We start from the raw sequence: 25,040 nt of genomic DNA, 5'->3' as shown, positions 1-25,040 counted from the left end.
GGCTCATTCGCCGCCGCCGCGGGCAGGCACCAGCACTTCGCGCTGGCCGCTGGTGGTGAGGCCGCTCACGAGGCCCGCCTTCTCCATGTCTTCGAGCAGGCGGGCGGAGCGGTTGTAGCCGATGCGCAGCTTGCGCTGCACATACGAAATGCTGGCCTTGCGGTCCTTGAGCACCACTTCCACGGCCTGGTCGTACATGGGGTCCTTCTCGCCACTGCCTCCGTCCCCGTCGCCCAGCGGGCCGTCGTCGCCATCGACCGTGCCGCCCTCCAGCACGCCCTCGATGTAGTCGGGTTCGCCCTGGCTCTTGAGGTAGCTCACCACGCGGTGCACCTCTTCGTCGGACACGAAGGCGCCGTGCACGCGCACCGGCAAGCCGGTGCCGCTGGCCATGTAGAGCATGTCGCCCATGCCCAGCAGGGCCTCGGCGCCCATCTGGTCCAGGATGGTGCGGCTGTCGATCTTGCTGCTCACCTGGAAGGCGATGCGCGTCGGAATATTGGCCTTGATCAGCCCGGTGATCACGTCCACGCTGGGGCGCTGCGTGGCCAGGATGAGGTGGATGCCGGCTGCGCGCGCCTTTTGCGCCAGGCGGGCGATCAGCTCTTCGATCTTCTTGCCCACCACCATCATCAGGTCGGCCAGCTCGTCGATGACCACCACGATGTGCGGCAGGCGCTGCAGCGGCTCGGGCTCTTCGGGCGTGAGGCTGAACGGGTTGTAGATGAACTCCTCGCGCGCCTTGGCCTCGTCGATCTTCACGTTGTAGCCGGCCAGGTTGCGCACGCCCAGCTTGCTCATGAGCTTGTAGCGGCGCTCCATCTCGGCCACGCACCAGTTCAGGCCATGGGCGGCCTGCTTCATGTCGGTGACCACGGGCGCCAGCAGGTGCGGAATGCCTTCGTACACCGACATTTCCAGCATCTTGGGGTCGATCATCAGCAGGCGCACATCGCGCGCCTCGGCCTTGTAGAGCAGCGAGAGGATCATGGCGTTGATCCCCACCGACTTGCCCGAGCCGGTGGTGCCGGCCACCAGCACGTGCGGCATCTTGGCCAGGTCGGCCACCACGGGGTTGCCCACGATGTCCTTGCCCAGGCCCATGGTGAGCATGCTCTTGCCCTCGTGGTAGACGTGCGAGCCGAGGATCTCGGACAGCCGGATCGACTGCCGCTTGGCATTGGGCAGCTCCAGCGCCATGAAGTTCTTGCCCGGGATCGTCTCGATCACGCGGATGGAGACCAGCGACAGCGAACGCGCCAGGTCCTTGGCCAGGCCCACGATCTGCGAGCCTTTCACGCCGGTGGCGGGCTCGATCTCGTAGCGGGTGATGACCGGGCCCGGCATGGCGGCGACCACGCGCACTTCCACGCCGAAGTCCTTGAGCTTCTTCTCGATGAGGCGGCTGGTCATCTCCAGGGTTTCGGGCGAGACCGTCTCCTGGCGCTGCGCGGGCGGGCCGTCCAGCAGATCGACCTGCGGCAGGCGGCTGTCGGGCATGTCGGTGAACAGGGGCTTTTGGCGTTCCTTGACCACGCGGGCGCTCTGGGGCACGTCGGACAGCACCGGCTCGATGATCTGCACCGGCTGCGGATGGTGCTGCTCCACCTCGTGGCGCTCCTCCAGCACCACCTCTTCGCGTTCGCGCGCGGCGCGCTTGCCCACGGCCACGTCCTTGGCCTTCTCGCGCTTGGCCCGGCCCAGTTGCACCAGCGCATCGATGCGCCCGCCCAGCCGCTCGGCCACGTGGCCCCACGAGAAGCGGAACACCAGCGCCGCGCCCAGCACCACCAGGATCACGCCCACCAGGCCCGAGCCGGTGAACCCCAGCCACTTCACGCCCGCAGGCCCGGTGAGGTAGCCGATCGCACCGCCCGCATGGCCGGGCAGCAGGGACTCCAGCCGGTACAGGCGCGACCACTCCAGCCCGGTGCTGGCCGCTATCAACACGATGAGGCCGCCCCAGAACATCGCGCGCCGCACCATTGGGCTGTGCGCATTGGCGCCGGCGTCTTCGCCGCCCCGCATCCAGCGCGCCAGGGAAGACAGCCAGGCCCGCACCGCCGCGGCCACGCACCACCAGACCGAAAAGCCCAGCGCAAAATAGCTGCTGTCCGCCAGCCAGGCACCGAAACGGCCGGCCCAGTTGGCCATCAGCCGGCCGTCGCCCACGCCCGAGGTGGACCAGGCGGCGTCCTGCCCCGAATAGGTCGCCAACGCCAGCAGCCAGAAGACCAGGGCCACGAGACCGAGCACCAGGCTGATCTCGTGGCCGAAACGTGCGGCGCCGCTGCGGGGCGGCGACTTGCCTGCGGAGGCATTGAGGGTATTGAGGGAGTAGGTCATAAACGTGCGCGGCCAAGCTTACCCCATGCGCATTGCGCGGTTTTTCCACCCGGCGCGGCGCCGAGCGCCCCGGTGGAGCGCCCGGCTTTTCATCGCTTCTTACAATGGGCGCGATTGAAAAAGCGGCGCCGCCCACCGGTGGCGGCGGGTTGATACTCCGCGGCTGCGGTCCCATCTGCCCATCCAACCCGGCCGCGGGCGCATACAAACATTTACCTTCCTTCCATGTCCAACACGCAACACGCCAAAGTCCTGATCCTCGGCTCCGGCCCCGCCGGCTACACCGCCGCCGTGTACGCAGCGCGCGCCAACCTGAGCCCCGTGCTCATCACGGGTATCGCCCAGGGCGGCCAGCTGATGACCACGACGGAAGTGGACAACTGGCCGGCGGACGTGCACGGCGTGCAGGGCCCCGACCTGATGCAGCGCTTCCTGGAGCATGCCGAGCGCTTCAAGACGCAGATCGTGTTCGATCACATCAACCAGGTGGACTTCAGCCAGCGGCCGTTCACGCTCAAGGGCGACAGCGGCACCTACACCTGCGACGCGCTCATCCTGGCGACCGGCGCCTCGGCCAAGTACCTGGGCCTGCCGTCCGAGGAGGCCTTCATGGGCCGCGGCGTGTCGGGCTGCGCCACCTGCGACGGCTTCTTCTACCGCGAGCAGGACGTGTGCGTGGTCGGCGGCGGCAATACCGCCGTGGAGGAGGCGCTGTACCTGTCCAACATCGCGCGCAAGGTCACGCTGGTGCACCGCCGCGACCGGTTCAAGGCCGAGCCCATCCTGGTGGACAAGCTCAACGAGAAGGTGGCGGCCGGCAAGATCGAGCTCAAGCTCTTTCACACGCTGGACGAGGTGCTGGGCAACGACGGCGGCGTGACGGGCATCCGCGTGAAAAGCACCGTGGATGGCCGCACCGAGGACATCGCGCTGCAGGGCTGCTTCATCGCCATCGGCCACTCGCCCAACACCGCCATCTTCGAAGGCCAGCTGACCATGGAGAACGGCTACATCGTCACGCAGGGCGGCCTCAAGGGCTTCGCCACGCAGACGAGCGTGCCGGGCATCTTCGCCGCAGGCGATGTGCAGGACCACGTGTACCGCCAGGCCATCACCAGCGCGGGCACGGGCTGCATGGCGGCGCTCGATGCACAGCGCTTTCTCGAGCAGGATGGCGTCATCTGAACAAAGCGGGCTATAATCTGCGGCTTTGCTGAAATTGGGCGGGCTTTGCGCCATCCTGGACACGGCAATCGGGTTACCGCCACCCTGAACTGGCGAGGTGAGGCCGACGGCAGGCCTTGCGATCCAAAGCGTTCTTCGCTGGCGATCCGCAGGGCACCCGCTCGAAGGCCGTTGAAAACATTGGAGTGTCCTCATGGCACGCGTATGTGAAGTCACGGGCAAGGGCCCGATGGTCGGGAACAATGTTTCCCACGCCAACAACAAAACCAAGCGCCGGTTCCTGCCGAACCTGCAATACCGCCGTTTCTGGGTCGAGAGCGAAAACCGCTGGGTGCGCCTGCGCATCTCCAACGCCGGCCTGCGTTTGATCGACAAGAACGGCATTGACTCCGTGCTCGCAGACCTGCGCGCACGTGGCCAGGCTTAAGGAGAAGCACCATGGCAAGCAAAGGCGGACGCGACAAGATCAAGCTGGAATCCACTGCGGGTACCGGCCATTTCTACACCACCACCAAGAACAAGAAGACGATGCCCGAGAAGATGCTGATCATGAAATTTGATCCAAAAGCTCGCAAGCACGTCGAATACAAGGAAATGAAGCTGAAGTAATTCAGCTCAGGCCCCTTCAAGAACCGCCCGGCACCCCGGGCGGTTTTTTTATGCCTGCCTGCCTGCGCCGTGCATGATCGCCTGCCGGCGCGCCCCCCCCCCCGGCGCACCCTCCTCCGCCGCGGGTGCGTCAGGCCGCGCGGCGCAGGGCCGGCTCGGCGCGCTGCTGGGCCATGAGCGTGCCTAGCGTGCGGTAGGCCTCCTCCACCTCGGGCGTGAAGGGCATGCCGCAGCTCAGGCGCAGGAAGTTCTCGTAGCGTCCGGTGTTGGAGAACATCGGGCCCGGCGCGATGCGGATGCCGCACTGCAGGGCCTGGTCGTACAGGCGCGTGGTGGAAATGTCGGGGGGCAGTTCCAGCCACAGGCTGATGCCGCCCGGCGGCAGACTCAGCCGAGTGCCGACCGGAAAGTACCGTGCCACCGCGCGCGCCGCATGCTCCCGCTGCACGCGCAACTGGGTGCGCATGCGGCGCATGTGGCGCTCGTAGGCCGGCGAGTCCACGCTGCGCGCGGCCAGCAACTGGGACCAGGTCTGCATGTTGCGCGTGCGGGCGAACTTGAGCATCTGCACCCGGGCCTGCCAGCGCCCGGCGCTCATCCAGCCCTGGCGCAGGCCGGGCGCGAAGCTCTTGCTGAGCGAGGCGCAATAGATCACCTGGCCAGCATCGCCCACCTTGTCCCAGGCCTTGGCGGGCCGCAGTGCGCGGGGCGACTCGACGAACTCGCGGTAGATGTCGTCCTCGACGAGCGCCAGCCCGTATTCCACGCACAGCGCCACCAGGCGCTCCTTGTGCGCATCGGGCATCACGCTGCCCTGGGGCATCTGCAGGTGGGGCACCACCACCACGCCCTTCAAGCGCGGCTCGTTGCGCCCCGCCAGTTCCAGCGCCTCCAGCGAAATGCCGGTGTGCGGGCTGCAGGGGATCTCCAGCGCCTTCAGGCCGCGCACCTGGATGGCCTGCAGGATGCCGAAGAACGTCGGCGACTCCACCGCGATCACGTCGCCCGGCTCGGCGATGGCATCCAGCGCCAGCGTGACCGCCTCCGAATTGCCATGGGTGGCACCGATGTCGGAAGGCGCCAGGCACACCCCGAACGTGAGCGCATGGCGGGCCATCGCCTGCTGGAACTCCACGTGGGTGGTGGGCGCCGACGGCCCGTAGACGAGGATGTCGGGCTGCTCGCGCAGCAGGCTTTGCGCCAGCCGGTTCAGCGCGCGGGCATCGAACAGGCTGGGCGCCGGCATGGCGCTGCCCAGGTCCAGCGGCACCCGGCCGGCGCGGCGCGCCTTTTCCAGGAACATGGAGATGCGCTCGTTGATGCCGGCGAACACGCTCGGGTCGTCCGGCAGCGGCTCCAGCAACTCGGGCTCGCGCGCGCCGGGCAGCGCCATGCCGCCGGGCTCGCGCACGAAGTAGCCCACGCGCTCGCGGGCCTCCACACTGCCCTGGGATTCGAGGTGCCGCAGCACCTGCAGCGCGGTCGTCAGGCTCACCTGGTGGCGCTGGCACAGCTCGCGCACCGACGGCATGCGCATGCCCGGCCGCAGGCTGCCGGCGGCGATCGCCTGCTCGTACAGGGCCGCCAGCTGGCGGTACAGGGGGGTCGTCTCTCGGGGATCGGCAGGGCGGGACATGGCAGGCAGGCATCGGAAGAACCGCGCGCCAGGCCCCGCGCGCGGCAAGCGGGAATCCCATCATGCCCCGGCACGGTGCGCCGGAACAGATACAGGATGGAACATGGCGAACCATAACAGCCCCCTGCCGATCGCGGCTGTTCTACCTGCCGCCGCTGGCGCTTGTACCTGCCCCCGAAGGCCGGCTTTTCTTACGCTGGAGCCCTCATCCGAAGGAGTCCGCCATGACGCAAGCCCCCCGCCCGACCGCCACCGCCACCACAGCCGCCACCCCTGCCCTTCGCCTTGTTCTGGACATCGCGCCGGGGCAGCATGTGCTGGCCTGCCTGCCCCCGGCCAGCACGCTCCGGGCGCTGGAGGGCGACATCGCCCTGGGCTTCGGCCCGCTGGTCTGCGGGCAGGTGCTGCATGTGGGCCAGCAGACGCTGGTGGCCGGGCAGGCACTCACCCAGGGCGGCGGTGCGCCCACCACCTGGGTCCGCCTGGGCAACCCGGGCCGCCGGCCGGTGCGCGCTGTCTTGATCGAAGCGGTGCCGCAGCCCGGCGCCCTGGCGCAGGCTTGGGGCTGGATGAAGACCCGGTGGCACGCTGCCGCAGCCAGCGGAGCGCGGGCGTCCGGCGAGGTCGGCGCAGCGCATTGAGCGGCAACCGACACGGGTCGACCCAGGGACGCCGAAGCGTTGCCGACCCGGCAATCCGTGAGGGTCAGACCTGCGCCGCGCGCAGCCGCAGCGAAAACTCGCGCAGGGCCGCCACGCCGCTTTCCTCGGCGCGGTGGCACCAGGCCTGCAGGTCGGCCGTGAGCTGCTCGCGCGACTGCGAGGTGTTGAGCCACAGCTGGCGCAGTTCTTCACGCATGGTCATCATCTTGTCGAGCACCGGATGGGCGGCGCGGGCCTGGGCCAGGTGCGGCTTGGCGCGGGCGGGCACCTTCTCGGCATCGCGGTGGGCCCAGCGGCGGGCGGCGCGCAGCACGGAGACGTCGGCCTTGCGGGCCTTGAGCGCCGCCAGCTCCTCGCGGCAGGCCTGGCGCACGCCACGGGCGTAGCCGGCCATCACTTCGTAGCGGTTGGCGATCAGCGCCTCCAGCGTGTGCTCGTCGGCCACCGGCTTCACGGCGCCCAGGCGCAGCTTGGGCGGCACCTTCTTGACCGTGGCCCAGCCGACGGCGCGCATCAGGGAGATGTACATCCAGCCGATGTCGAATTCATAGGGCTTGACCGAGAACTTGGCCGCGGTCGGATAGGTATGGTGGTTGTTGTGCAGCTCTTCGCCGCCGATCACCACGCCCCAGGGCACGAGGTTGGTGCTGGCGTCCTGCGCCTCGAAGTTGCGGTAGCCCCAGAAGTGGCCGATGCCGTTGACCACACCGGCCGCCCAGAAGGGAATCCACAGCATCTGCACGGCCCACACCGTGGCGCCCAGGCCGCCGAACAGCACCAGGTTGATGATGAGCATGAGGCCCACGCCCTGCCAGGCGAACCGGCTGTACACGTTGCGCTCCACCCAGTCGTCGGGCGTGCCGTGGCCGAACTTGCGCACCGTCTCGGCATTGTTCGCCTCGGCACGATACAGCTCGGCGCCGCGCCACATCACGGTGTCCAGGCCGCGGGTCTGCGGGCTGTGCGGGTCTTCCTCGGTCTCGCACTTGGCGTGGTGCTTGCGGTGGATGGCCACCCACTCGCGGGTCACCATGCCGGTGCCCAGCCACAGCCAGAACCGGAAGAAGTGCGAGGGCACCGCGCCCAGCTCCACCGAACGATGGGCCTGCGCGCGGTGCAGAAAGATGGTCACCGCCGCGATGGTGATGTGCGTGGTGAACAGCGTGTACAGCACCACCTGCCACCACGACAGGTTCCACAGGCCGGAGCCCAGCCAGTCGATGGCGGCGTTCAGAACAGCCCAGTCGGGTAACAGCATAGGGAGCCTTCGCTAGCGAACAAAGTGAATGCCGCCCCCTTTGGGGGCAACTGAATGATTTTAGGGGGCGATGCAGGCACGATGCCGCGCATACCCGCAACACCGCCGGTGTCTTGCGGGGGTGCGCGGCGCGGTCTTCAGGGCTTGCGCGTCCACACGGCGGCAAAAAAACCGTCGGTCTGGTGCAGATGGGGCCAAAGGCGCAGATAACCAGTGCCCGATTCCGTTCCGCTGCACAGCGCGCCGGCCTGCTCGACCTTGAGCTGGGTGAGCAGTTCGCCCGCATCGGCCGGCACGAAGTCGGGGTGCGCGGCACCGAAAGCCTCGGCGATGGCCTCGTTCTCCTCGGGCAGCACGCTGCAGGTGGCGTACACCAGCCGGCCACCCGGCTTGAGCAGGCGCGCTGCGCTGGCGAGGATGGCCGTTTGCTTGGCCACCAGTTCCTGCACCGCCTGGGGGCTCTGGCGCCACTTCAGGTCGGGGTTGCGGCGCAGCGTGCCCAGGCCGGAGCACGGTGCGTCCACCAGCACGCGGTCGATCTTGCCGGCCAGGCGCTTGATGCGGTCGTCGCGCTCGTGCGCGATGGCGGCGGGGTGCACGTTCGACAGGCCGCTGCGGGCCAACCGGGGCTTGAGCGCGTCGAGCCGGTGGGCCGACACGTCGAAGGCATAGAGGCGCCCGGTGTTGCGCATGGCCGCGCCGATGGCCAGCGTCTTGCCGCCGGCGCCCGCGCAAAAGTCGACCACCATCTCGCCGCGCTTGGCATCGAGCAGCAGCGCGAGCAACTGCGAGCCTTCGTCCTGCACCTCGACCGCGCCGCGCGTGAAGGCATCGAGCTTGGTGAGTGCGGGCTTGCCGTCCACGCGCAGGCCCCAGGGGGAGTAAGGGGTGGGCTGCGCCGGAATGCCGGCCTTGGCCAGTTCCTTTTGCACATCGGCCCGCTTTTCCTGCAGGGCATTCACACGCAGATCGAGCGGCGCGCTTTGCGAGAGGCTGTCCACCAGGGGCCAGAAGCCATCGCCCAGCTGGCTCTTGAGCGGCGCCACCAGCCACTCGGGCAGGTTGTGGCGGTGGCGGTCCATAAGGTCGTCCGCCGGCACGGCATCGCACTGGTCGAGCCAGTTCTTTTCCTGATCGTTCAGGGCGCCGCGCAGGAAGTCGCGCGCACCGGAGGCATTGCCTGCGCCTGCGCGGCGGGCCTGCTCGTCCTGGCTGTGCGCGAAGCCGAGGATGGCCAGGCGCCGCTCCTTGGGACCGCTGCCCGAACGGGCGAGCTGCTCGAACAGCAGCTTCTTGCGCAGCACCGTGTAGGCGGTCTCGGCGAGGGTGGCGCGCTCGCGCGGGCCGAGGGAGCGGTTGTCACGGAAAAAACGGGACACCACCGCGTCGGCGGGGTGTTCGAGGGTCAAGGTCAGCCTGACGAGTTCAGCGCAGGCGTCCAGAAGGGCTTTGGGGTGCATCGCCCGATTGTCCCACTGGCGCCGCCCCGGCCCGCCGGGGCCCTCGCCGGTGCTATCTCGACAGCACCGGCGCGAAGGCCGAACGCTCGATCTCCTGCAGCGTGGGCGACTCCCCCGCCCACAGCACGAGCGCCGGCCCGGGCAGGCTGAGGTTTCGCTCCAGCCAACGGCACAGCCCGTAGCGGTCCTCATCGTCCATGGCCGGCAGGAGCACGAAGATGAGGTAGGCCCGCCGCTGCGGAAACTCCCGCAGGGCCTTGCACACGATCCAGCATTTCGCCACCGGGCGGCAACGGGCCAGTTCGGACTGCACCTCGCTCAGTTCGAACGGCGAGAGATCGTGCCGCGCCACCCGGCTGAAGTACGGCGGGGTGGACAGCTCCTCCCACGCCCGCTCCTCGGCCTCGCCCGCCTGGCGCAGCCGCTCGCGCCAGTGCTTGAGGCCCTCGGCGTCGTATTCCAGGCCCGGCCGCGTCGTCTCCAGTTCGGCGACGGCGGCATTGGCCGCCCACCAGCGCCGGGCCGGCGCCGCATCCCACAGCCGCGCCAGAACGGCCAGGCGGGCCTCCCGGTCGGGGGGCGGCAGGCAGCGGGCCAGCCCCTGCAGCGCGCCGGCGTGCTCGCTGCTGCGTTGCAGGGCCGCCTCGTACAGGGGGCGCACATCGGCGGCGGGGTCCAGGTGGCGCAGCAGCGTGGCCCATTCCACGGTTTCGTCGGCGTTGTTGCGGGCCGCGCTGGCTTTCAGCGCCTCGGCCCGTTCGCGCACCCGGGTCAGCCAGGCGTGGTGTTCCTTCCAGCCCGTGGCGTTTTCCTGGCACTACAGGCGGTCGAAATGGTCGATCCAGCGCTGCGGATCGCGGCCCAGCAGCGACAGGGCACCGTGGCGCGACCCCTCGGGCAGGGCAGGCCGCGCACCGGTGAGCGCCTCGACCCGGTCGCGCAGCACCGGGTGGGTGTCGTCCACGCCGCTGATGCGCCGCACGGCCTGGCGCAGCGCCTCCTGGGCGAAGCCGGCCTCGACCGGCAGCGCCAGCAGGCGGCGCAGGGCGCCGTAGGGGCCCGCCGGCAGCGGGTGGGCGGCTGCCGTGCGCCAGTGCCCGGGCCAGAACTCGTCCGCCAGCCAGGCGGCCTTGATCTCGATCTCGGCCAGCGCAGCGGCCGCCACGTCGGGGCCCAGCAACCGGCCGGCGATGCCGTCCGCCTCGTATTCGTCCTGGCGCGCCAGGGCGAACGTCCGCGCGGCGAAGCGCGGGAAGTACCAACGCAGGAAGGCCTGCGTGGCCGCCGCCACCGGCCCGCTGCCGTCGCGCAGGCCCTCGTGCAGGCGCAGCCAGCCCAGCCGCGTGCGGTAGATCCAGGCGGTGAATTGGCCGTGGCCACCGCGCAGGTGGCCATATTCGTGCGCCAGCACGGCCATCAGGCGCGGCTTGTCCAGCGCCATGACGAGCGGCAGGCCGATGGTGAGGTGGTTGACCGCGCCGCCGAACAGGCCCCAGCGCGGCGTCTGCCGGATGCTGGCGTTGAAGTCGCCGTCCAGGTACACGCCGTGCAGCGCCGGGCCCTTGACCTTGGTGCGGATGCGCTCCAGCGCCTCGAACAGGCCGGGCGCATCGGCCGCCGTGATGGGCAGGCCATCGGGCGCATCGATGCGCACCCAGAGCGCGCGCAGGCAGGTCCACAGCAGGCCGCCCGCCCCGAGCACCACCCACACGTAGGCCACGCGAAAGCGGCCATGCCACAACTGGGGCAACACCCAGGCCAGCAGCCCCGCCGACAGCAGCAGGCAACCCACCACCCAGGCGTACCCCAGGGCCGCGAAAGCGGCGACACTGCGCCGGTACGCGCTGGAGTCTTCAGCGCTCGCGTGCTCGCTCATGCGCACCATGTGCACGAAATCCGCCTGGTCCATGTCCCGCATCCCCCATTTGCCAATCCGCCATCGTATCCATGACCGACGACCTTCCCGCCCTGCGCCCCACCCCGCCCGGCCTCTATCGCCACTACAAGGGCCTTCTGTACGAGGTGATCGACACCGCGCGCCACAGCGAGACACTGGAGCCCATGACGCTGTACCGCGCGCTCTACGGCGAGCGCGGGCTGTGGGTGCGGCCCGCCGCGATGTTCGAGGAAACCGTGGTGATCGACGGGCGGGCGCAGCCGCGCTTCGAGCGGGTGCAGGCATCGCCGGAAGCCGCGCCGGAGGCCAAGCCATAGAAGTGCCTAATGCCCTAGATCCGATTGCCCTGATAGCTATTATTTTTATAGCAAATTAATTCTAATCCGTTGCGATACGCCAGCTTCGGATGGACCATGGCGTGTTCGTGCGGCAAAGCAAATTCCACAGCGCCAGGAACACCATCCTGTTTCATCCTCTGGCCTGTGCCAGTTGAAACGAAGGCCTGGCCCGTGAAATTTTCCAAACTGCTGCCGCACTCCCGTCCCACCCCGAACGCGGCCCCGTCGACCTCGTCCGGGAAAGCATCGGGTACGGCACCCAAAGCCAGCAGCAGCAGCAGCCACGGCGGTGGCGGCCTGCTGTCCGGCCTGGTGGGGCGCCATTCCAGGCCACAGGCGGCGCCCCGGCCGCGCCAGCCCCTGGACAGCACTGCCAGCCAGAGGGCGTCCGACGTGGCCTCCGCCATCCGCTACATGAACGTGAGCGCCGGATCGGCCTTTACCGCCCCACTCCCCCGCCCCGCAGCGGAGCCGCCGGCGGCGCAAGCCCCTTCCGGGACGCACCCGGAGATCCAGCAGGAGCCGCCGCCCGCAGCGCAGCCCGTACCGGATTCGGCACACGCCGAGGAGATCCAGGCCGACGAGAGCCCCGAGGTGCAAGCCGCGATGGCCCGACTGCAAGGCCGGACCCTGTTCACCATCGCCGAGGAGCCCGAGCTGGAGGCACAAGCGACGAGGGTCACCCTGCAGGATCTGTTCGATGCCGAGGACAAGGCGCGGGCCAAGGCCCAGGCCAAGGCGCAAACCCGCTTGCCGACCGCGGCGGCCGCCAGCGCCGCTGCGGCGGCCTCCACCGCGCCAGCGCATGCCCCCTCCGGGGGAATCGCGCAGCGGCTGCGCCATTTCTTCCAACGGTCTTAGCCGGAGCGCGGGCGACGCGGGCCATCCCCTGCCGGGCCCCTGCCAGGGCGATTCGATGCGCCGACGTGCCAGCGCCAGGAGATTGATTGCCTCCGTAGCTATGTTTTTTATAGCAAACGCATTGCCTGGCCGGCCCCGCCCCCGCGCGGCAGGGTGACGGTGGCGACCAGCCCGCCGCCCGGCGCATTGCACAGCTGCAGGCTGCCGCCGTGGCGCTGCGCGATGTCGTGCGCGATCGACAGCCCCAGGCCCACGCCGCCGCTGTGCCGGTTGCGCGAGCCTTCCACGCGGTAGAAGGGCTGCATCACCCGGTCCAGCTCCTGCTCGGGCAGGCCGGGTCCGTGGTCGCGCACGGCGATGCGCACCGCGGCGCCATCGTCGCTCAGCGTGATCTCGGCACCGCCGCCGTAGCGCACGGCGTTGCCGACCAGGTTGCCGATGCAGCGGCGCAGCGCGCCCACCCGCGCCGGCAGCGGCCGCGCGCTGCCCTGCAGCGTGACGGCGTGGCCGCAGTCCTGCTCGTCGTCCACCAGGCTCTGCAGCAGCGCCCCGATGTCCAGTGGCGCCACCGGCTCGGCATGGGCCACGCCGCGCAGGTGGTCGAGCGTGGCGGTGATCATGGCGTCCATCTCGCCGATGTCGCGGCAAAAGCGTTCGCGCTCGCCGTCGTCGTGCAGGGTTTCGGCGCGCAGCCGCAGCCGGGTGAGCGGCGTGCGCAGGTCGTGCGACACGGCGGCCACGAAGCCGTCGCGCTCGGCCAATTGCTGACGGATGCGCGCCTGCATCTGGTTGAAGACGCGGCTGGCCTCGCGGCATTCGGCGGGGCCGTCCTCGGGCAGTGGCGGGCCGTGGAGATCGCCACCCAGGTCGCGCGCGGCGCGGGCCAGCCGGTGGATGGGCTGGGACAGCCAGCGCGCGCCCCACCAGGCAGCGAGCATGAGGGCCAGCAGCCGCACCCCGATGTCCAGCGCAAGGCCCGCATGCAGGAAGCCGGGGCGGCGTTCGCGCGAGGGGCCGCCGGATTCGGGCGGCCGGGCGGGTGGCGGGCGCTGCGCGGCATCGCCATCCATGGCGGCCTCCGGTGGTGGTGGCGGGCCCATGCCGGCCGGGCGCAGCTCGAACATCAGCGTGAGGGCCAGCACGTGGCTGGCCGTGACGGCCACGAACAGCAGCAGCGCCAGCCGGCCGAACAGGGTGTCCGGCAGCCAGCGCCGCCACCCGGTGCGCGCGGGCGCCGTCGGCGCCGTGGCCGCGGCGTGCGTCACTGCGCCCTGCCCGCCAGCCCCTGCACGGTCTGGGTGTGGAACAGGTAGCCCACGCCGCGCACCGTGCGGATGAAGGCGGGTGCGCGCGGGTCGTCCGACAGCTTGTGGCGCAGGCGCGAGACCAGCAGGTCGATGCTGCGCTCGAACGAATCCATGGTGCGGCCACGCGCATGCTCCATGAGCTGGTCGCGGCTGCACACGCGCCGCGGCATGCGCAGGAAGGTGCACAGCAGGCGGTATTCGGCGTTGGTGAGCGGCACGGTGACGCCGGAGGGCGAGACGAGATGGCGCTCCACGCTGTGCAGCGCCCAGCCGTCGAAGCGCACCACGTCGTCCGGCACCGCGGGCGCGGCGGCGGGACGGCCCGCCGCGCGCCGCAGCACGTTCTGGATGCGCGCGACCAGCTCGCGCGGCTCGAAGGGCTTGCTCATGTAGTCGTCGGCGCCCATTTCCAGCCCGAGCACGCAGTCGTACGGATTGGCGCGCGCGGTGAGCATGATGATGGGCACGGCCGAGCGCTCGCGCAGCTCGCGCGCCAGGGTGATGCCGTCGGTGCCGGGCAGCATGATGTCCAGCACGACGAGGTCCATGGCCTGCGCGGCCATGCGCTCGCGCAGGGTCTGCGCATCGCGCGCCGCATGGGTGGCATAGCCGAAGCGGGCGAGGTACTGCGTCAGCAGCGCGGTGATGTCGTCGTCGTCATCGACCACCAGGATGTGTTGCATGGGAGCGGGCGGAAAAGCGGGGTTGCCGCCCCAGTGTACGCAGCGCCCGCGCGGCGCTGCGCGGGAACTGGCGGGCTTTTTCCCCGCTGTTCGCGCCTTGGCCGACCCTTTCGTACCAGGCCCGATACAAACGGGACAAACCGCCGTTACCGGCGCTTCCAAGAATGGGCTGCAGGCTGCTGCCGGTGCGCGCGCCCCGCTCCCGGGACGCACGACGGCGCGGCAGCCGCCAACCCTTGGAACGAAAGGAACGATGATGACGACCATCAGTAGTGTCGGCAGCGCGTGGTCCAGTGCGAGCGTCCAGCGGGCTTCGCGCCCCGGACCTTCGCCGGAGCGCCTGTTCGGAAAATTGGATGCCGATGGCAGCGGCGGCGTGGACGGCACCGAGCTGCAGGGGCTGCTGGACAAGGTGGCGAAGAAAAGCGGTGTGGACAGCAGCACCAGCGCTTCGGACCTGATCCAGAAGTACGACAGCGACGGCAACGGCAGCCTGAGCAGCGATGAGCTGTCCAAGACGCTGGAGAGCGTGCTGCCGCAGCGCTCCACCCTGGACTTCGCCCAGTCGCGCAGCGACGCCGGCAGCGGCGCCACCGGCCAGGCCGGCGACGACCTGTTCGGCAAGGTGGACGGCGACAGCGATGGCAAGGTGAGCCAGGCGGAATTGCAAGCCCTCCTGGAAAAAATCTCCGGCGGCACCGCCAGCGCCACCGGCACCAGCAGCGACGAGCTGTTCGGCCAGCTGGATGCGGATGGTGACGGCAGCCTGTCGCAGGCGGAGTTCGATGCGGGCCGGCCTTCGGGCCAGGGCGGCGCGGGCGGACCGCAGGCGGGCGGCATGCCGCCCCCACCTCCGGGTGGACCCGGTGGTCCGGGCGGGCCCGGCGGAGCGGGGGGCGCCAGCAGCGCGAGCGCATCGTCCGGCAGCACCACCTACGACGTGCTGGACACGAACGAAGACGGTGTCGTGTCGGCCTCGGAACTGGCGGCGGCCAGCACCACCAGCACATCCGGCGGCACGACGGATGCGGTCACCGCGCTGTTCAATGCCATCGACACCGACGGCGACCAGCAGCTCAGCGCCAGCGAGTCGTCATCGTTCATCGACCAGTTGACGCAGTGGGCGACGGCCAATGCCACCAACACGGCCAGCAGCAGCAGCAGCAGCAGTACCGGCCAGGACGACGGCGCCGCCAGCGCCTCCCGCAGCGGCCAGCGGCTGGACCTGACCCAGCTGGCCGAACAGGCACGCCGGCAATATGCGGCGGCCGCCAGCGCGTGGACCACCAGCAGCAACGCCAGCACCTTGAGCGCCCTGGCCTGAGAGGGCAGCCGGCCGCGCCCGCAGGCACCGGGCGCCCGGCCCCTGGTTTTGCCGGTCCACGCAGTGCTGCACAGCCCGTCAGTGGACGAGCTGCGTGGACCGGCGCCCTGCGCCGCTGGCCTTTGAGCCAAAAACGGCCCCAGCACAATATCTTCTATGGCATATCGCTATATTTTTTATAGCAAAAGCATCGACACACCCGCGCTGCTGCCGTTCGGTGACCCAGGAAAAGACCCTGGCCGTATCAAATGGATACAACGGAATGGCCGGATGCTGCGTACACACTCACTGTCGTTCCTTCAGTGAAGCCATTGATGTCCCCCACCCAGAAACCCGACGCTCCCGCCGACGCCACGCCCCCGGCCCCCGACCCGGCCCAGGGCGCCCCCCTGCCCTTCAACGAGGCCCAGCGCCTGGAGGCCCTGGACAAGCTGCGGGTGCTCGACACCAACCCCGAGCAGGCATTCGACGACCTCACCATGCTGGCGTCGGCGGTGTGCCAGACGCCGATCGCGCTGATTTCGCTCATCGATGCGGAGCGGCAGTGGTTCAAGTCGCGCACCGGCATCGACACGCCCGAGACGCCGCGGGAGCTGGCCTTCTGCGCCCATGCCATCCTGCAGCCCGACTACGTCTTCGAGGTGCCCGATGCGCACCTGGACCCGCGTTTTTCCGGCAACCCGCTGGTCACCGGCGAGCCGGGCATCCGCTTTTATGCCGGCGCGCCGCTCGTGACCTCGGACGGCATGCCCATCGGCACCGTCTGCGTGATCGACCGCGAGCCCCGCACCCTGACGGACGCCGAGCGCCGCGCGCTCGAATCACTGGCCCGCCAGGTGGTGACCCAGCTGGAGCTGCGCCAGGCCATGGCCGGCCTCGAACTGGAGAGCATGACCGACGGGCTCACTGGGCTGTGGAACCGGCGCTGCCTGGACCGCCAGCTGCGCACCAGCTGGGACGAAGGCAAGCGGGCCGGACAGCCGCTCAGCCTGGTGATGGTGGACCTGGACCATTTCAAGCGCGTCAACGACGACCTGGGCCACCCGGCCGGGGACGCCATCCTGCGGCATGCGGCAGAGGTGGTCCGCAGCCACGTGCGGGCGGGCGATTTCGTGGCCCGCTTCGGCGGCGAGGAATTCTGCGTGGTGCTGCCCCAGACGCACGCCACCGGCGCCCGCCTCGTGGCCGAGAAGCTGCATGCGGCATTGAATGCCAGCACCTGGCCGCACCGGCCGGTCACCGCCAGCTTCGGGGTGGCCACGGCGGGGTTCGAAGAGGTGAGCGATCCCCACGCACTGCTGGCGCGGGCCGACCGGGCGCTCTACGTGGCCAAGGATTCGGGGCGCAACCGGGTCTGCGTGTTCGACGGCTGGTCCTGAGCGGGGGCCGCTGCCCGGCGGTCCGGATCAGCCCAGCCGGTGCAGCAGTTTGAGCACGGCGCGGGGGTAGATGGCGTGTTCCTGCGCCAGCACGCGCGCGGCCAGCACCGGCGCGGTGTCGCCGGGCAGCACCGGCACCACGCCCTGGGCCAGGATGGGGCCGCAATCGAGTTCGGCCGTCACCTCGTGCACGGTGGCGCCGGCCACCTCGCAGCCTGCATCGATGGCGCGCTGGTGCGTGTGCAGCCCCGGAAAGGCGGGCAGCAGCGAGGGATGGATGTTGACCAGCCGCCCGGCGTAGCGCGCCACGAACCCGGGCGTCAGGATGCGCATGAACCCCGCCAGCACCACCAGCGCCGGCGCATGGGAGTCGATGCGCTCGGCCAGCGCCGCATCGAAGGCCTCGCGCGAATCGAACGCCCGGTGGTCCAGCGAATCCGTGGCGATCCCTTCGGCCCGGGCCCAGGCCAGGCCCGCGGCGTCGGCCTTGTTGCTCAGCACGGCCACCACCCGGGCGCCGTGGCGGCCGGCCCAATCCTGCTGGCGCGAAGCATTCACGATGGCTGCCATGTTGGAGCCGCTGCCGGAGATCAAAATCACGATGTTCTTCATTGCCGGAAATTATCCCCCGCCATGCCCTTCGATCCCCGCACCCGCCCCCTGTCGCCCACCGAGGCCCGCGTGCTCGCCACGCTGATGGAAAAGGCCCGCACCGTGCCCGACAGCTACCCCCTCACGCTCAACGGCGTGCTGACCGGCTGCAACCAAAAGAGCAGCCGCGACCCGGTGATGCAGCTGACCGAGCCCCAAGCCCAGGAGGCGCTCGATTCGCTGCGCCTGCGCACGCTGGCGGTCGAGATCGGCGGCAACCGGGCGACCAAGTTCGAGCACAACTTCCCGCGCGGCATCGGCGTGCCCGACCAGTCGGCGGTGCTGCTGGCCCTCCTGATGCTGCGCGGGCCGCAGACCGCGGGCGAGCTGCGCATCAACTCCGAACGCTGGCACCGGTTCGCCGACATCTCCTCGGTGGAGGCCTTCCTGGACGAGCTGCAGTCGCGCAGCGAAGAAAAAGGCGGCCCGCTGGTGGTGCAGCTGCCGCGCGCGCCCGGCGCCCGCGAGCAGCGCTGGGCCCACCTGCTGTGCGGCCCGGTCGATGCGAGCCAGTACGCCGCCGGTGCCTCGGCCTCCGAGGCCCCCGCCGCCCAGGGACTGGCCACGCGCGTGGCCGCCCTGGAGGCCGAAGTGGCCCAGTTGCGCGCCACGGTGCAGCGCCTTTGCCAGGAACTGGGGCTGGAGGCAGCGGAGCCGGAAGGCGCTGCGCCCGTGTCGCCGCCCGGACAGGATTAAAAAGCACGACCGTGCTACAACCGGCGGATCGGCTCGAACCGGCAGCCCGAGGAGACACACCGCATGGATCTCGCATTCACCCCCGAAGAACAGGCCTTCCGCGAAACGATTCGCGCCTGGGTCAAAGAGCATCTCCCCCCGGAGATTTCCCACAAGGTGCACAACGCCCTGCGCCTGACGCGGGGCGACATGCAGGGCTGGGCCAAGATCCTGGGCAAGAAGGGCTGGCTGGGCTTCGGCTGGCCGAAGGAGTTCGGCGGCCCGGGCTGGACCGCCGTGCAAAAGCACCTGTTCGAAGAGGAATGCGCCCTGGCCGGCGCGCCGCGCATCATCCCCTTCGGCCCGGTGATGGTGGCGCCCGTCATCATGGCCTTCGGCAATGCCGAACAGCAAAAGCGCTTCTTGCCCGGCATCGCCAGCGGCGAGGTTTGGTGGAGCCAGGGCTACAGCGAGCCCGGCGCGGGCTCCGACCTGGCCTCCGTCAAGACGCGCGCCGAGCGCGTGGGCGACCACTACGTGGTCAACGGCCAGAAGACCTGGACCACGCTGGGCCAATACGGCGACTGGATGTTCAACCTCGTGCGCACCAGCACGGAAGGCAAGCCGCAGACCGGCATCTCGTTCCTGCTGCTCGACATGAAGTCGCCCGGCGTCACCGTGCGTCCCATCCGATTGCTGGACGGCGAGTGCGAGGTCAACGAGGTCTTCTTCGACAACGTGAAGGTGCCCGCCGAGAACCTGATCGGCGAAGAGAACAAGGGCTGGACCTACGCCAAGCACCTGCTGAGCCACGAGCGCACCAACATCGCCGACGTGAACCGCAGCAAGCGCGAGCTGGAGCGCTTGAAGCGCATCGCCCGCGCCGAGGGGCTGTACGACGACCTGCGCTTTCGCGACCAGATCGCCCTGCTGGAGGTGGACATCGTCGCACTGGAAATGCTGGTGCTGCGGGTGCTGTCGGCCGAAAAATCAGGCAAGAACTCGCTGGACATCGCGGGCCTGCTCAAGATCCGCGGCAGCGAGATCCAGCAGCGCTACGCCGAACTGATGATGCTGGCCGCCGGCCCCTTCAGCCTGCCCTTCATCGAAGAGGCGATGGAGGCCGGCTGGCAGGGCGATGCGGGCGCCGGCGCGCTGGGCGGCTTCCCGGGCGGCGAGGTGGCCAACGCCCCGCTGGCCGCGAACTACTTCAACCTGCGCAAGACCACCATCTACGGCGGCTCCAACGAGGTGCAGCGCAACATCGTCGCCCAGACCGTTCTGGGCTGAACCCCACCCCCTCCCGCCAGGGCGAGAACTTCGCCAGGAGTGAAAAAATGGACTTTGATTTCTCGGACGACCAGCAATCGCTGCGCGACGCGGTGCGCCGCTGGGTGGACAAGGGCTACACCTTCGAGCGCCGCCGCGGCATCGTCGCGGCCGGCGGCTTCGACCGCGCGGCCTACAACGAACTGGCCGAGCTGGGCCTCACGGCCCTGACCGTGCCGGAGGCGCACGGCGGCCTGGGCCAGGGCCCGGTGGACGCCATGGTGGCCCTGGAGGAACTGGGCCGGGGCATCGTGCTGGAGCCGCTCGCCCAGGCCTTCATCGCCAGCAGCGTGCTGGGCCAGTACGCGCCCGAAACCGTGCAGGCCGACTGGCTGCCGCGCATCGCCAGCGGCGAGGCCCTGGTGGTGCTGGCGCAGCAGGAGCGCAAGGCCCGCTACCGCCTCGATGTGTGCGAGGCAAAAGCGGCCCCAGCGCAATCAGGACATGCGGTGACAGCTATCAAAAGCATAGTACCGGCCGGCGACCACGCGGATGCCTTCCTGGTGCCTGCCCAACTGGATGGCGCGATCGCCCTCTTCCTGGTCGAACGCAGCGCGCCGGGTGTCACCACGCGCGGGTATGTCACGCAGGACGGCAGCCGCGCCGCCGAAGTGCAGTTGGCCGACGCACCCGCCACGCTCGTCACCACCGACGGGCTGGACGCGCTGGCCCTGGCGGTGGACACCGGCATTGCCGGCGTATGCGCCGAGGCCGTGGGCGTGATGGACCAGGCCGTGTCGCTCACCGTGGACTACATGAACCAGCGCAAGCAGTTCGGCGTGGTGATCGCGAGCTTCCAGGCCCTGCGCCACCGCGTGGCCGACATGAAGATGCAGTTGGAGCTGGCGCGCTCGATGAGCTACTACGCCAGCCTCAAGCTCAACGCACCGGCGGACGAGCGCCGCCGCGCCATCGCCCGCGCCAAGGTGCAGTTGGGCCAGTCGATGCGCTTCGTGGGCCAGCAGTCGGTGCAGCTGCACGGCGGCATCGGCGTGACCGACGAATACATCGGCAGCCACTACTTCAAGACGCTCACCCAGTTGGAGATGACGTACGGCGACACGCTGCACCACCTGGGTGAGGTATCGGCGCGCATGCAGGACACGGCCGGCGTCTTCGCCTGACGGGGCGGGCCTGGCGCGGCCGGCTATTCGGACAGCACCTCGAACGCGAGGAACTGGCTGATCTGCGTGTCGTTGAAGTTGTTGTCGGACACCATCACCAGGCTGCGGTGGCCGTTGGCCAGACGCGGGCCCCAGGCCATGCCCTCGATGTTGTCCAGCGTGCGCAGGCCCAGCGTGTTCAGGTTGAGCACCAGGCGCTTGCGCACTGCGGTAAAGCCGCCCGAGGCCAGCGAGGCGATGCCGCTCACGTCGGTCGCATCCCGGGTGTCGATCTCGTACAGGCGGATGTACATGCGGTACAGGTCGTCGCTGCCCTGCACGCCCGAGCGCTCCAGCACCAGGAAGCGGTGGTCGTCCACCGCCAGCATTTCCGACACGCCGTTGTCCGCGTTCTTGCCCGTGCCCGGAACCGCCTGGATGGGATCGACCGGATAGGCCACCTGGCGCAGCAGCGCACCGCTGCGGTTGTACTGCAGCATGCGCGAATACGCGCCCGCCGTGGGCGTGGGCACCGGGCCGTCCTGATAGAGCGGGGCCTCCATGGCGGCCCACAGCGATGCGCCGTCGGCCGAGAAGCTGAGTCCCTCCAGCGTGAGGTTGTTGCGCGCGCCGGTCGCCTGCGTGGGCGACATGCGGTAAGCCGCAGGCCAGGGCAGCGCGCCCAGGGCCCGGCCGCTGGCATCGGCATGCATCACGAACGGGTCCAGGCCCAGGCTGCGATCGCCCTCGCTGGTCCACCACAGGCTGCCGTCGCGCGGATCGATGCGGATCGCCTCCGGATCGGGCACGGGGCTGGCCGCCGTGGAGGCCGTGCGCGCGGGGTACACGCTGCCGTCCGCCTGGCGCAAGGGCATGGTGCCCAGGAACTGCACGGGTGCGAATGTGGATGGGTCGAACTGCAGGCGCGCGGTATAGAAGCGCGCGGGGTTCTTGTCCGAGCGGTCGTCGCTGACCAGCACCCAGGTGTCGCGCGCGGCGTCGTAGTCGATGCCCGAGAGCCCTCCCACCAGTGTGCCGCCCACCTGCAGCGTGTTAGGCACGGTCTGCTCGCCGATCAGGCGCACGCTGATGTCGCGGGCACCGCCGTCGCTGCCCCCACAGGCGGCAAGGCACACGGAAAGGATGGCAGCGCAGGCAAGGGGTCTGAACATGGACGGCTCTTCGGACAAGGTGGATGGCAGGGATGGACAGCGCCGGACCTTAGCGGGCCCGCATGACAAGTTGATGGCGCTCGCGGCCCGGCATTTTGCAGGGAAATTTCACACATTCCAAAAGGTGGAATTTCGCTATAGTGGCCGCCCCAACAACAGTTCCGGAGGTTTTCCCGCCATGCGCACCTTGATCCGACAGATTGCCGCCATCCCCCTGATGGCCCTCGTGGCCACCAGCGCCTGGAGCCACGGACCGGGCCACGGCCCTGGCGGGGGCAGCGGCGCCCCACCGCGCGAAGTCGTCGGCTACTTCACCTCGTGGGGCATCTACGCGCGCAACTTCAAGGTCAAGGACCTGGTTGCCCAGGGCGGCGTTCCGGCGGTGACCACCATCAACTACGCGTTCGGCAACGTGCAGCCCGCGCAGGCCGGCGGCACCGGCCCGGTGGTCTGCCAGTTGGGCGATGCCTACGCCGACGTGGAGCGCGCCTGGGCCGCCGAAGAGAGCGTAGACGGCCAGGGGGTCGATGCCAGCCAGCCGCTGCGCGGCAACTTCCAGCAGTTGCTCGCACTCAAGCGGGCCTACCCCGGCACCAAGGTCCTGATCGCGCTGGGTGGCTGGAACGGGTCGAAATGGTTCTCCGACGCCGCGCTCACCGCCGAATCCCGCAGCGCGCTGGTCACCTCCTGCATCGACCTGTTCATCAAGGGCCGGACCGACGGCAGCACCACGGGCAACGGGCCGGCCGCCGGCGTGTTCGACGGTATCGACATCGACTGGGAATACCCGGCCGCGGAAGGCGCCGAGGGCAACACCGTGCGGCCCGAAGACACCCGCAACTTCACGCTGCTGCTGCAGGAATTTCGCCGCCAGCTCGATGCGATCGATCCGCAGTTGCGCCTGACCATCGCCGCGCCGGCCGGTCCGCAGACCGCGGCCAAGATCGAACTGGCCGAGGTGGCCCGGTCGCTCGACTTCATCAACGTGATGGCGTATGACCTGCACGGCGCCTGGGAAAGCACCACCAACCACCAAGCCGCGCTCGCGCCGAACCCGAACGACCCGGCCCGTACGCAGAAACTCTCGGTGGTCGAGACCGTGGGCCGATACCTGCAGGCGGGCGTGCCTGCGCACAAGATCGTCGTCGGAGCGCCGCTGTATTCGCGCGGCTGGACGGGCGTGACCAACGCCCAGCGCGGCCTGTACCAGCCGGCCACGGGCATTCCCGCCGGCACGTACGAGGCGGGCATCGAGGACTACCAGACCCTCCAGGCCAAGCCGGGCTTCACCCGCTACTGGGATGCCCATGCGCGCTCGGCCTGGCTGTTCGACGGCACCACGTTCTGGACCTTCGACGATGCGCAGACCCTGCGCGAGAAAGCGCGTTTCGTGAAGCTGGCCCGCCTGCGCGGCATGATGTTCTGGGAGCTGTCGGGCGACGGCGGCGAGCTGGTGCGCGCCGTGGGCGACGAACTCTCGCGCTGAACGATCGCGGATCGCCAAAGGTGGAAGGCCGCTGCCGCCCGTTGGGTCGCAGCGGCCTTTTTTCAGGCCCGGGCCGGCCCCGCGCAGGCATGGTGCAACGCCCTCGTCGCAGCGCGGCCAATGCACGAACAGGGCCCGCAGCGAATCCGGGATAATCGTCCACCCATCCTGAAGGCGCCGAGCATGCGCGCCTCCCCCTATTTGCCCCTCCCGACATGAGCGCAACACCCCTCGCAGACCCCAACCGCCAACACCTTGAAACCGCCAGGACGCAGATCGCCCAGGGCGAACTCCAGAAAGCCGCGCTGACGCTGAACAAGGCCCAGCAGCAGTCCCCCAACGATCCGCGCGTGTTCATGCTGGCGGGCCTGATGGCGGAGAAGGCCGGCAACCTGCCCAAGGCGTTCGAGGCGCTGCGCCATGCCGTGGCGATCTCGCCGGATTGGGGCCCTGGCCTGCTGGAACTGGCCCTGCTGCTGGCGCGCCAGAACCAGTTCGACGAAGCGGTGAGCACCGCGGAGAAGGTCGCCCTGATCGAGCCCAACAACTTGGTGGTGCTGGCCGGCGTGATCGACGTCGCGCACCGCGCGGGCCACCTGGACATGTCCGTGCGCCACCTGCGCCGCGGGCTGGAACTCGTGCCGGGCGATGCGCAGCTGCGCCGCCAGCTGGCGCGCGACCTGAGCGGCCAGGGCGCGCACGCCGAATCCGTCGAGCTGTGGAGCGGCCTGATCGCCGAGAACCCGGCCGACACCGAATCGCTGCTCGGCCGCGTGAAGGCGCACCTCGCCGCGGGCACGCCCGCCCGTGCCGTCGCCGACACCACCACGCTGCTGGAACTGGCCCCTGGCGACTCGGTCTATGCCTACTACGCCGCGCTGGCCCATGGCGTGACGCCGAAGCACCAGCCGCCGGAACTGAACCGCGGCCTATTCGACAGCCTGGCCGAGATGTACGACCAGCACATGGTGCGCGGCCTGCGCTACCAGCTGCCCAAGCGCGTGGCGGACAAGATCCTCGAACGCTTTCCGGACAAGAAGCTCAACCTGCTGGACCTGGGCTGCGGCACGGGCCTGCTCGGCGTGTGCCTGGGCCGGCTGGACGGCTTTCTGATCGGCGTGGACATCTCGATGAAGATGATCGAGCAGGCCGGCCGCCACAACGTGTACGACCGCTTCCACCACGTCAACCTGCTCGACGCCCTGCAGGAAACGCCCGACGCCATCTACGACGTGCTGGCCGCGCTGGACGTGTTCATCTACACGGGCGACCTGACCGAGACCGTTCCCAACGCCCTGCGCATCCTGGTGCCCCAGGGCGAGCTGATCTTCTCGTGCGAGACTTCGGACGAAGCGGGCCCGGACATGGTGCTGCAGCCCAGCGGCCGCTACGCCCACAAGCGCAGCCATGTGGTGGCGCTGTGCAAGGCGGCGGGCTTCGAGACCGTGGAAGTGGAAGACACCGTGCTGCGCTACGAGAACAACGCGCCCGTGCAGGGCTTCATCGTCACGGCGCGCAAGGCGGTCTGACGGCGGGGCGCCCACGGCGCCCCTGACCCGTCCTGGAATAGGTTGACACCTATGCGGGACTGAACCCTAGCCGTAATTGGCTTGCAAGAGACGCCCGGTGCACCGCATCGGGCGTTTTGTATTCTAGGGACAGGTGGGGCCGCTGCTCGT

General features: G+C 69.5%; 21 protein-coding genes and 1 pseudogene. 13 read left to right on the top strand and 9 right to left on the bottom strand.

Going from position 1 to position 25,040, the window contains the following annotated elements; translation table 11 throughout:
• Positions 1 to 3: 3 nt before the first annotated feature.
• The gene (locus tag AVKW3434_RS10495) at positions 4 to 2,346 is read right to left on the bottom strand and encodes a DNA translocase FtsK (RefSeq protein ID WP_284405800.1); all 2,343 of its coding nucleotides are present in this window, start codon (positions 2,344 to 2,346) and stop codon (positions 4 to 6) included.
• 225 nt (positions 2,347 to 2,571) lie between these two features.
• Here AVKW3434_RS10495 and trxB point away from each other — a divergent pair, with 225 nt between their 5' ends.
• From trxB to rpmG, 3 genes are all read left to right on the top strand, one after another.
• Positions 2,572 to 3,531, top strand: a complete 960-nt coding sequence (trxB, locus tag AVKW3434_RS10490) for a thioredoxin-disulfide reductase (RefSeq protein ID WP_272564625.1) — start codon at positions 2,572 to 2,574, stop codon at positions 3,529 to 3,531.
• A gap of 193 nt (positions 3,532 to 3,724) precedes the next feature.
• On the top strand, positions 3,725 to 3,958 hold the full coding sequence (gene rpmB / locus AVKW3434_RS10485) for a 50S ribosomal protein L28 (RefSeq protein ID WP_087496789.1): 234 nt from the start codon (positions 3,725 to 3,727) through the stop codon (positions 3,956 to 3,958).
• Positions 3,959 to 3,969: 11 nt separating this feature from the next.
• Positions 3,970 to 4,140 (top strand): 50S ribosomal protein L33, encoded by a 171-nt coding sequence (rpmG, locus tag AVKW3434_RS10480; RefSeq protein WP_008904999.1) that lies wholly within the window; start codon positions 3,970 to 3,972, stop codon positions 4,138 to 4,140.
• 130 nt (positions 4,141 to 4,270) lie between these two features.
• Here rpmG and AVKW3434_RS10475 read toward each other — a convergent pair whose 3' ends face one another.
• A complete protein-coding gene (locus AVKW3434_RS10475) occupies positions 4,271 to 5,776 on the bottom strand; it encodes an aminotransferase-like domain-containing protein (protein ID WP_284405799.1) in 1,506 nt (501 codons plus the stop codon).
• 224 nt (positions 5,777 to 6,000) lie between these two features.
• On the opposite strand from AVKW3434_RS10475, the gene AVKW3434_RS10470 reads away from it, so the two are divergent.
• Positions 6,001 to 6,417 (top strand): hypothetical protein, encoded by a 417-nt coding sequence (locus tag AVKW3434_RS10470; RefSeq protein ID WP_284405798.1) that lies wholly within the window; start codon positions 6,001 to 6,003, stop codon positions 6,415 to 6,417.
• A 64-nt stretch (positions 6,418 to 6,481) separates the two neighbouring features.
• On the opposite strand, the gene AVKW3434_RS10465 is transcribed toward AVKW3434_RS10470, so the two are convergent.
• From AVKW3434_RS10465 to AVKW3434_RS10455, 3 genes and pseudogenes are all read right to left on the bottom strand, one after another.
• Positions 6,482 to 7,696, bottom strand: a complete 1,215-nt coding sequence (locus AVKW3434_RS10465; RefSeq protein ID WP_284405797.1) for a DesA family fatty acid desaturase — start codon at positions 7,694 to 7,696, stop codon at positions 6,482 to 6,484.
• 137 nt (positions 7,697 to 7,833) lie between these two features.
• Entirely contained in the window at positions 7,834 to 9,156 is a 1,323-nt protein-coding gene (locus AVKW3434_RS10460; protein ID WP_284405796.1) for an RsmB/NOP family class I SAM-dependent RNA methyltransferase, read from the bottom strand.
• A gap of 52 nt (positions 9,157 to 9,208) precedes the next feature.
• Positions 9,209 to 11,065: pseudogene (locus tag AVKW3434_RS10455) on the bottom strand (M48 family metallopeptidase).
• 38 nt (positions 11,066 to 11,103) lie between these two features.
• On the opposite strand from AVKW3434_RS10455, the gene AVKW3434_RS10450 reads away from it, so the two are divergent.
• Entirely contained in the window at positions 11,104 to 11,370 is a 267-nt protein-coding gene (locus AVKW3434_RS10450; RefSeq protein ID WP_284405795.1) for a DUF1653 domain-containing protein, read from the top strand.
• Positions 11,371 to 11,562: 192 nt separating this feature from the next.
• On the top strand, positions 11,563 to 12,252 hold the full coding sequence (locus tag AVKW3434_RS10445) for a hypothetical protein (RefSeq protein ID WP_284405794.1): 690 nt from the start codon (positions 11,563 to 11,565) through the stop codon (positions 12,250 to 12,252).
• 107 nt (positions 12,253 to 12,359) lie between these two features.
• Here the strand turns inward: AVKW3434_RS10445 and AVKW3434_RS10440 are convergent, their stop codons facing one another.
• Together AVKW3434_RS10440 and AVKW3434_RS10435 are read right to left on the bottom strand one after the other, a co-directional pair.
• Positions 12,360 to 13,517, bottom strand: coding sequence for an ATP-binding protein (locus AVKW3434_RS10440; RefSeq protein WP_284405793.1), 1,158 nt, complete (start codon positions 13,515 to 13,517; stop codon positions 12,360 to 12,362).
• Positions 13,514 to 14,242 carry a response regulator gene (locus AVKW3434_RS10435; RefSeq protein WP_284395201.1) on the bottom strand — a complete coding sequence of 243 codons (729 nt, stop codon included), beginning with the start codon at positions 14,240 to 14,242 and terminating at the stop codon, positions 13,514 to 13,516. Before AVKW3434_RS10435 ends, AVKW3434_RS10440 begins: the two co-directional genes overlap by 4 nt.
• Before the next feature lie 256 nt (positions 14,243 to 14,498).
• On the opposite strand from AVKW3434_RS10435, the gene xopAW reads away from it, so the two are divergent.
• Positions 14,499 to 15,566 (top strand): XopAW family type III secretion system calcium-binding effector, encoded by a 1,068-nt coding sequence (xopAW, locus tag AVKW3434_RS10430; protein WP_284405792.1) that lies wholly within the window; start codon positions 14,499 to 14,501, stop codon positions 15,564 to 15,566.
• A gap of 314 nt (positions 15,567 to 15,880) precedes the next feature.
• Positions 15,881 to 16,945 carry a sensor domain-containing diguanylate cyclase gene (locus AVKW3434_RS10425; RefSeq protein WP_284405791.1) on the top strand — a complete coding sequence of 355 codons (1,065 nt, stop codon included), beginning with the start codon at positions 15,881 to 15,883 and terminating at the stop codon, positions 16,943 to 16,945.
• Between the two features lie 27 nt (positions 16,946 to 16,972).
• Here the strand turns inward: AVKW3434_RS10425 and purN are convergent, their stop codons facing one another.
• The gene (gene purN, locus AVKW3434_RS10420) at positions 16,973 to 17,557 is read right to left on the bottom strand and encodes a phosphoribosylglycinamide formyltransferase (protein ID WP_284405790.1); all 585 of its coding nucleotides are present in this window, start codon (positions 17,555 to 17,557) and stop codon (positions 16,973 to 16,975) included.
• A 21-nt stretch (positions 17,558 to 17,578) separates the two neighbouring features.
• Between purN and AVKW3434_RS10415 the strand changes: the two genes are divergently transcribed.
• From AVKW3434_RS10415 to AVKW3434_RS10405, 3 genes are all read left to right on the top strand, one after another.
• Positions 17,579 to 18,292, top strand: coding sequence for a YceH family protein (locus AVKW3434_RS10415; protein ID WP_284405789.1), 714 nt, complete (start codon positions 17,579 to 17,581; stop codon positions 18,290 to 18,292).
• Positions 18,293 to 18,355: 63 nt separating this feature from the next.
• On the top strand, positions 18,356 to 19,561 hold the full coding sequence (locus AVKW3434_RS10410) for an acyl-CoA dehydrogenase family protein (RefSeq protein ID WP_284405788.1): 1,206 nt from the start codon (positions 18,356 to 18,358) through the stop codon (positions 19,559 to 19,561).
• A gap of 47 nt (positions 19,562 to 19,608) precedes the next feature.
• Positions 19,609 to 20,724 (top strand): acyl-CoA dehydrogenase family protein, encoded by a 1,116-nt coding sequence (locus AVKW3434_RS10405; protein ID WP_284405787.1) that lies wholly within the window; start codon positions 19,609 to 19,611, stop codon positions 20,722 to 20,724.
• 23 nt (positions 20,725 to 20,747) lie between these two features.
• Here AVKW3434_RS10405 and AVKW3434_RS10400 read toward each other — a convergent pair whose 3' ends face one another.
• On the bottom strand, positions 20,748 to 21,875 hold the full coding sequence (locus tag AVKW3434_RS10400; RefSeq protein ID WP_284405786.1) for an esterase-like activity of phytase family protein: 1,128 nt from the start codon (positions 21,873 to 21,875) through the stop codon (positions 20,748 to 20,750).
• A 178-nt stretch (positions 21,876 to 22,053) separates the two neighbouring features.
• Between AVKW3434_RS10400 and AVKW3434_RS10395 the strand changes: the two genes are divergently transcribed.
• Together AVKW3434_RS10395 and AVKW3434_RS10390 are read left to right on the top strand one after the other, a co-directional pair.
• Positions 22,054 to 23,361: a glycoside hydrolase family 18 protein gene (locus AVKW3434_RS10395; protein ID WP_284405785.1), complete on the top strand. Its 1,308-nt coding sequence runs from the start codon at positions 22,054 to 22,056 to the stop codon at positions 23,359 to 23,361.
• Positions 23,362 to 23,576: 215 nt separating this feature from the next.
• Complete coding sequence (locus tag AVKW3434_RS10390) at positions 23,577 to 24,890, top strand: tetratricopeptide repeat protein (RefSeq protein ID WP_284405784.1); 1,314 nt, start codon at positions 23,577 to 23,579, stop codon at positions 24,888 to 24,890.
• The last annotated feature ends 150 nt before the right edge of the window (positions 24,891 to 25,040 follow it).

The sequence above is a fragment of the Acidovorax sp. SUPP3434 genome, assembly GCF_030159015.1.
In the GTDB taxonomy this organism is placed as follows: Bacteria; Pseudomonadota; Gammaproteobacteria; order Burkholderiales; family Burkholderiaceae_C; genus Paracidovorax.
This window is presented reverse-complemented; position numbering and strand designations above follow the sequence as displayed.

Bases quoted from the DNA above. Each gene is read 5' to 3' on its own strand.
- AVKW3434_RS10425 (WP_284405791.1), top strand. From the start codon at position 15,881: ATGTCCCCCACCCAGAAACCCGACGCTCCCGCCGACGCCACGCCCCCG.
- rpmB (WP_087496789.1), top strand. From the start codon at position 3,725: ATGGCACGCGTATGTGAAGTCACGGGCAAGGGCCCGATGGTCGGGAAC.
- AVKW3434_RS10465 (WP_284405797.1), bottom strand. From the start codon at position 7,696: ATGCTGTTACCCGACTGGGCTGTTCTGAACGCCGCCATCGACTGGCTG.
- xopAW (WP_284405792.1), top strand. From the start codon at position 14,499: ATGACGACCATCAGTAGTGTCGGCAGCGCGTGGTCCAGTGCGAGCGTC.
- AVKW3434_RS10470 (WP_284405798.1), top strand. From the start codon at position 6,001: ATGACGCAAGCCCCCCGCCCGACCGCCACCGCCACCACAGCCGCCACC.
- AVKW3434_RS10495 (WP_284405800.1), bottom strand. From the start codon at position 2,346: ATGACCTACTCCCTCAATACCCTCAATGCCTCCGCAGGCAAGTCGCCG.
- AVKW3434_RS10395 (WP_284405785.1), top strand. From the start codon at position 22,054: ATGCGCACCTTGATCCGACAGATTGCCGCCATCCCCCTGATGGCCCTC.
- AVKW3434_RS10475 (WP_284405799.1), bottom strand. From the start codon at position 5,776: ATGTCCCGCCCTGCCGATCCCCGAGAGACGACCCCCCTGTACCGCCAG.
- AVKW3434_RS10405 (WP_284405787.1), top strand. From the start codon at position 19,609: ATGGACTTTGATTTCTCGGACGACCAGCAATCGCTGCGCGACGCGGTG.
- AVKW3434_RS10400 (WP_284405786.1), bottom strand. From the start codon at position 21,875: ATGTTCAGACCCCTTGCCTGCGCTGCCATCCTTTCCGTGTGCCTTGCC.
- AVKW3434_RS10450 (WP_284405795.1), top strand. From the start codon at position 11,104: ATGACCGACGACCTTCCCGCCCTGCGCCCCACCCCGCCCGGCCTCTAT.
- AVKW3434_RS10410 (WP_284405788.1), top strand. From the start codon at position 18,356: ATGGATCTCGCATTCACCCCCGAAGAACAGGCCTTCCGCGAAACGATT.
- AVKW3434_RS10390 (WP_284405784.1), top strand. From the start codon at position 23,577: ATGAGCGCAACACCCCTCGCAGACCCCAACCGCCAACACCTTGAAACC.
- rpmG (WP_008904999.1), top strand. From the start codon at position 3,970: ATGGCAAGCAAAGGCGGACGCGACAAGATCAAGCTGGAATCCACTGCG.
- purN (WP_284405790.1), bottom strand. From the start codon at position 17,557: ATGAAGAACATCGTGATTTTGATCTCCGGCAGCGGCTCCAACATGGCA.
- AVKW3434_RS10460 (WP_284405796.1), bottom strand. From the start codon at position 9,156: ATGCACCCCAAAGCCCTTCTGGACGCCTGCGCTGAACTCGTCAGGCTG.
- AVKW3434_RS10435 (WP_284395201.1), bottom strand. From the start codon at position 14,242: ATGCAACACATCCTGGTGGTCGATGACGACGACGACATCACCGCGCTG.
- AVKW3434_RS10415 (WP_284405789.1), top strand. From the start codon at position 17,579: ATGCCCTTCGATCCCCGCACCCGCCCCCTGTCGCCCACCGAGGCCCGC.
- trxB (WP_272564625.1), top strand. From the start codon at position 2,572: ATGTCCAACACGCAACACGCCAAAGTCCTGATCCTCGGCTCCGGCCCC.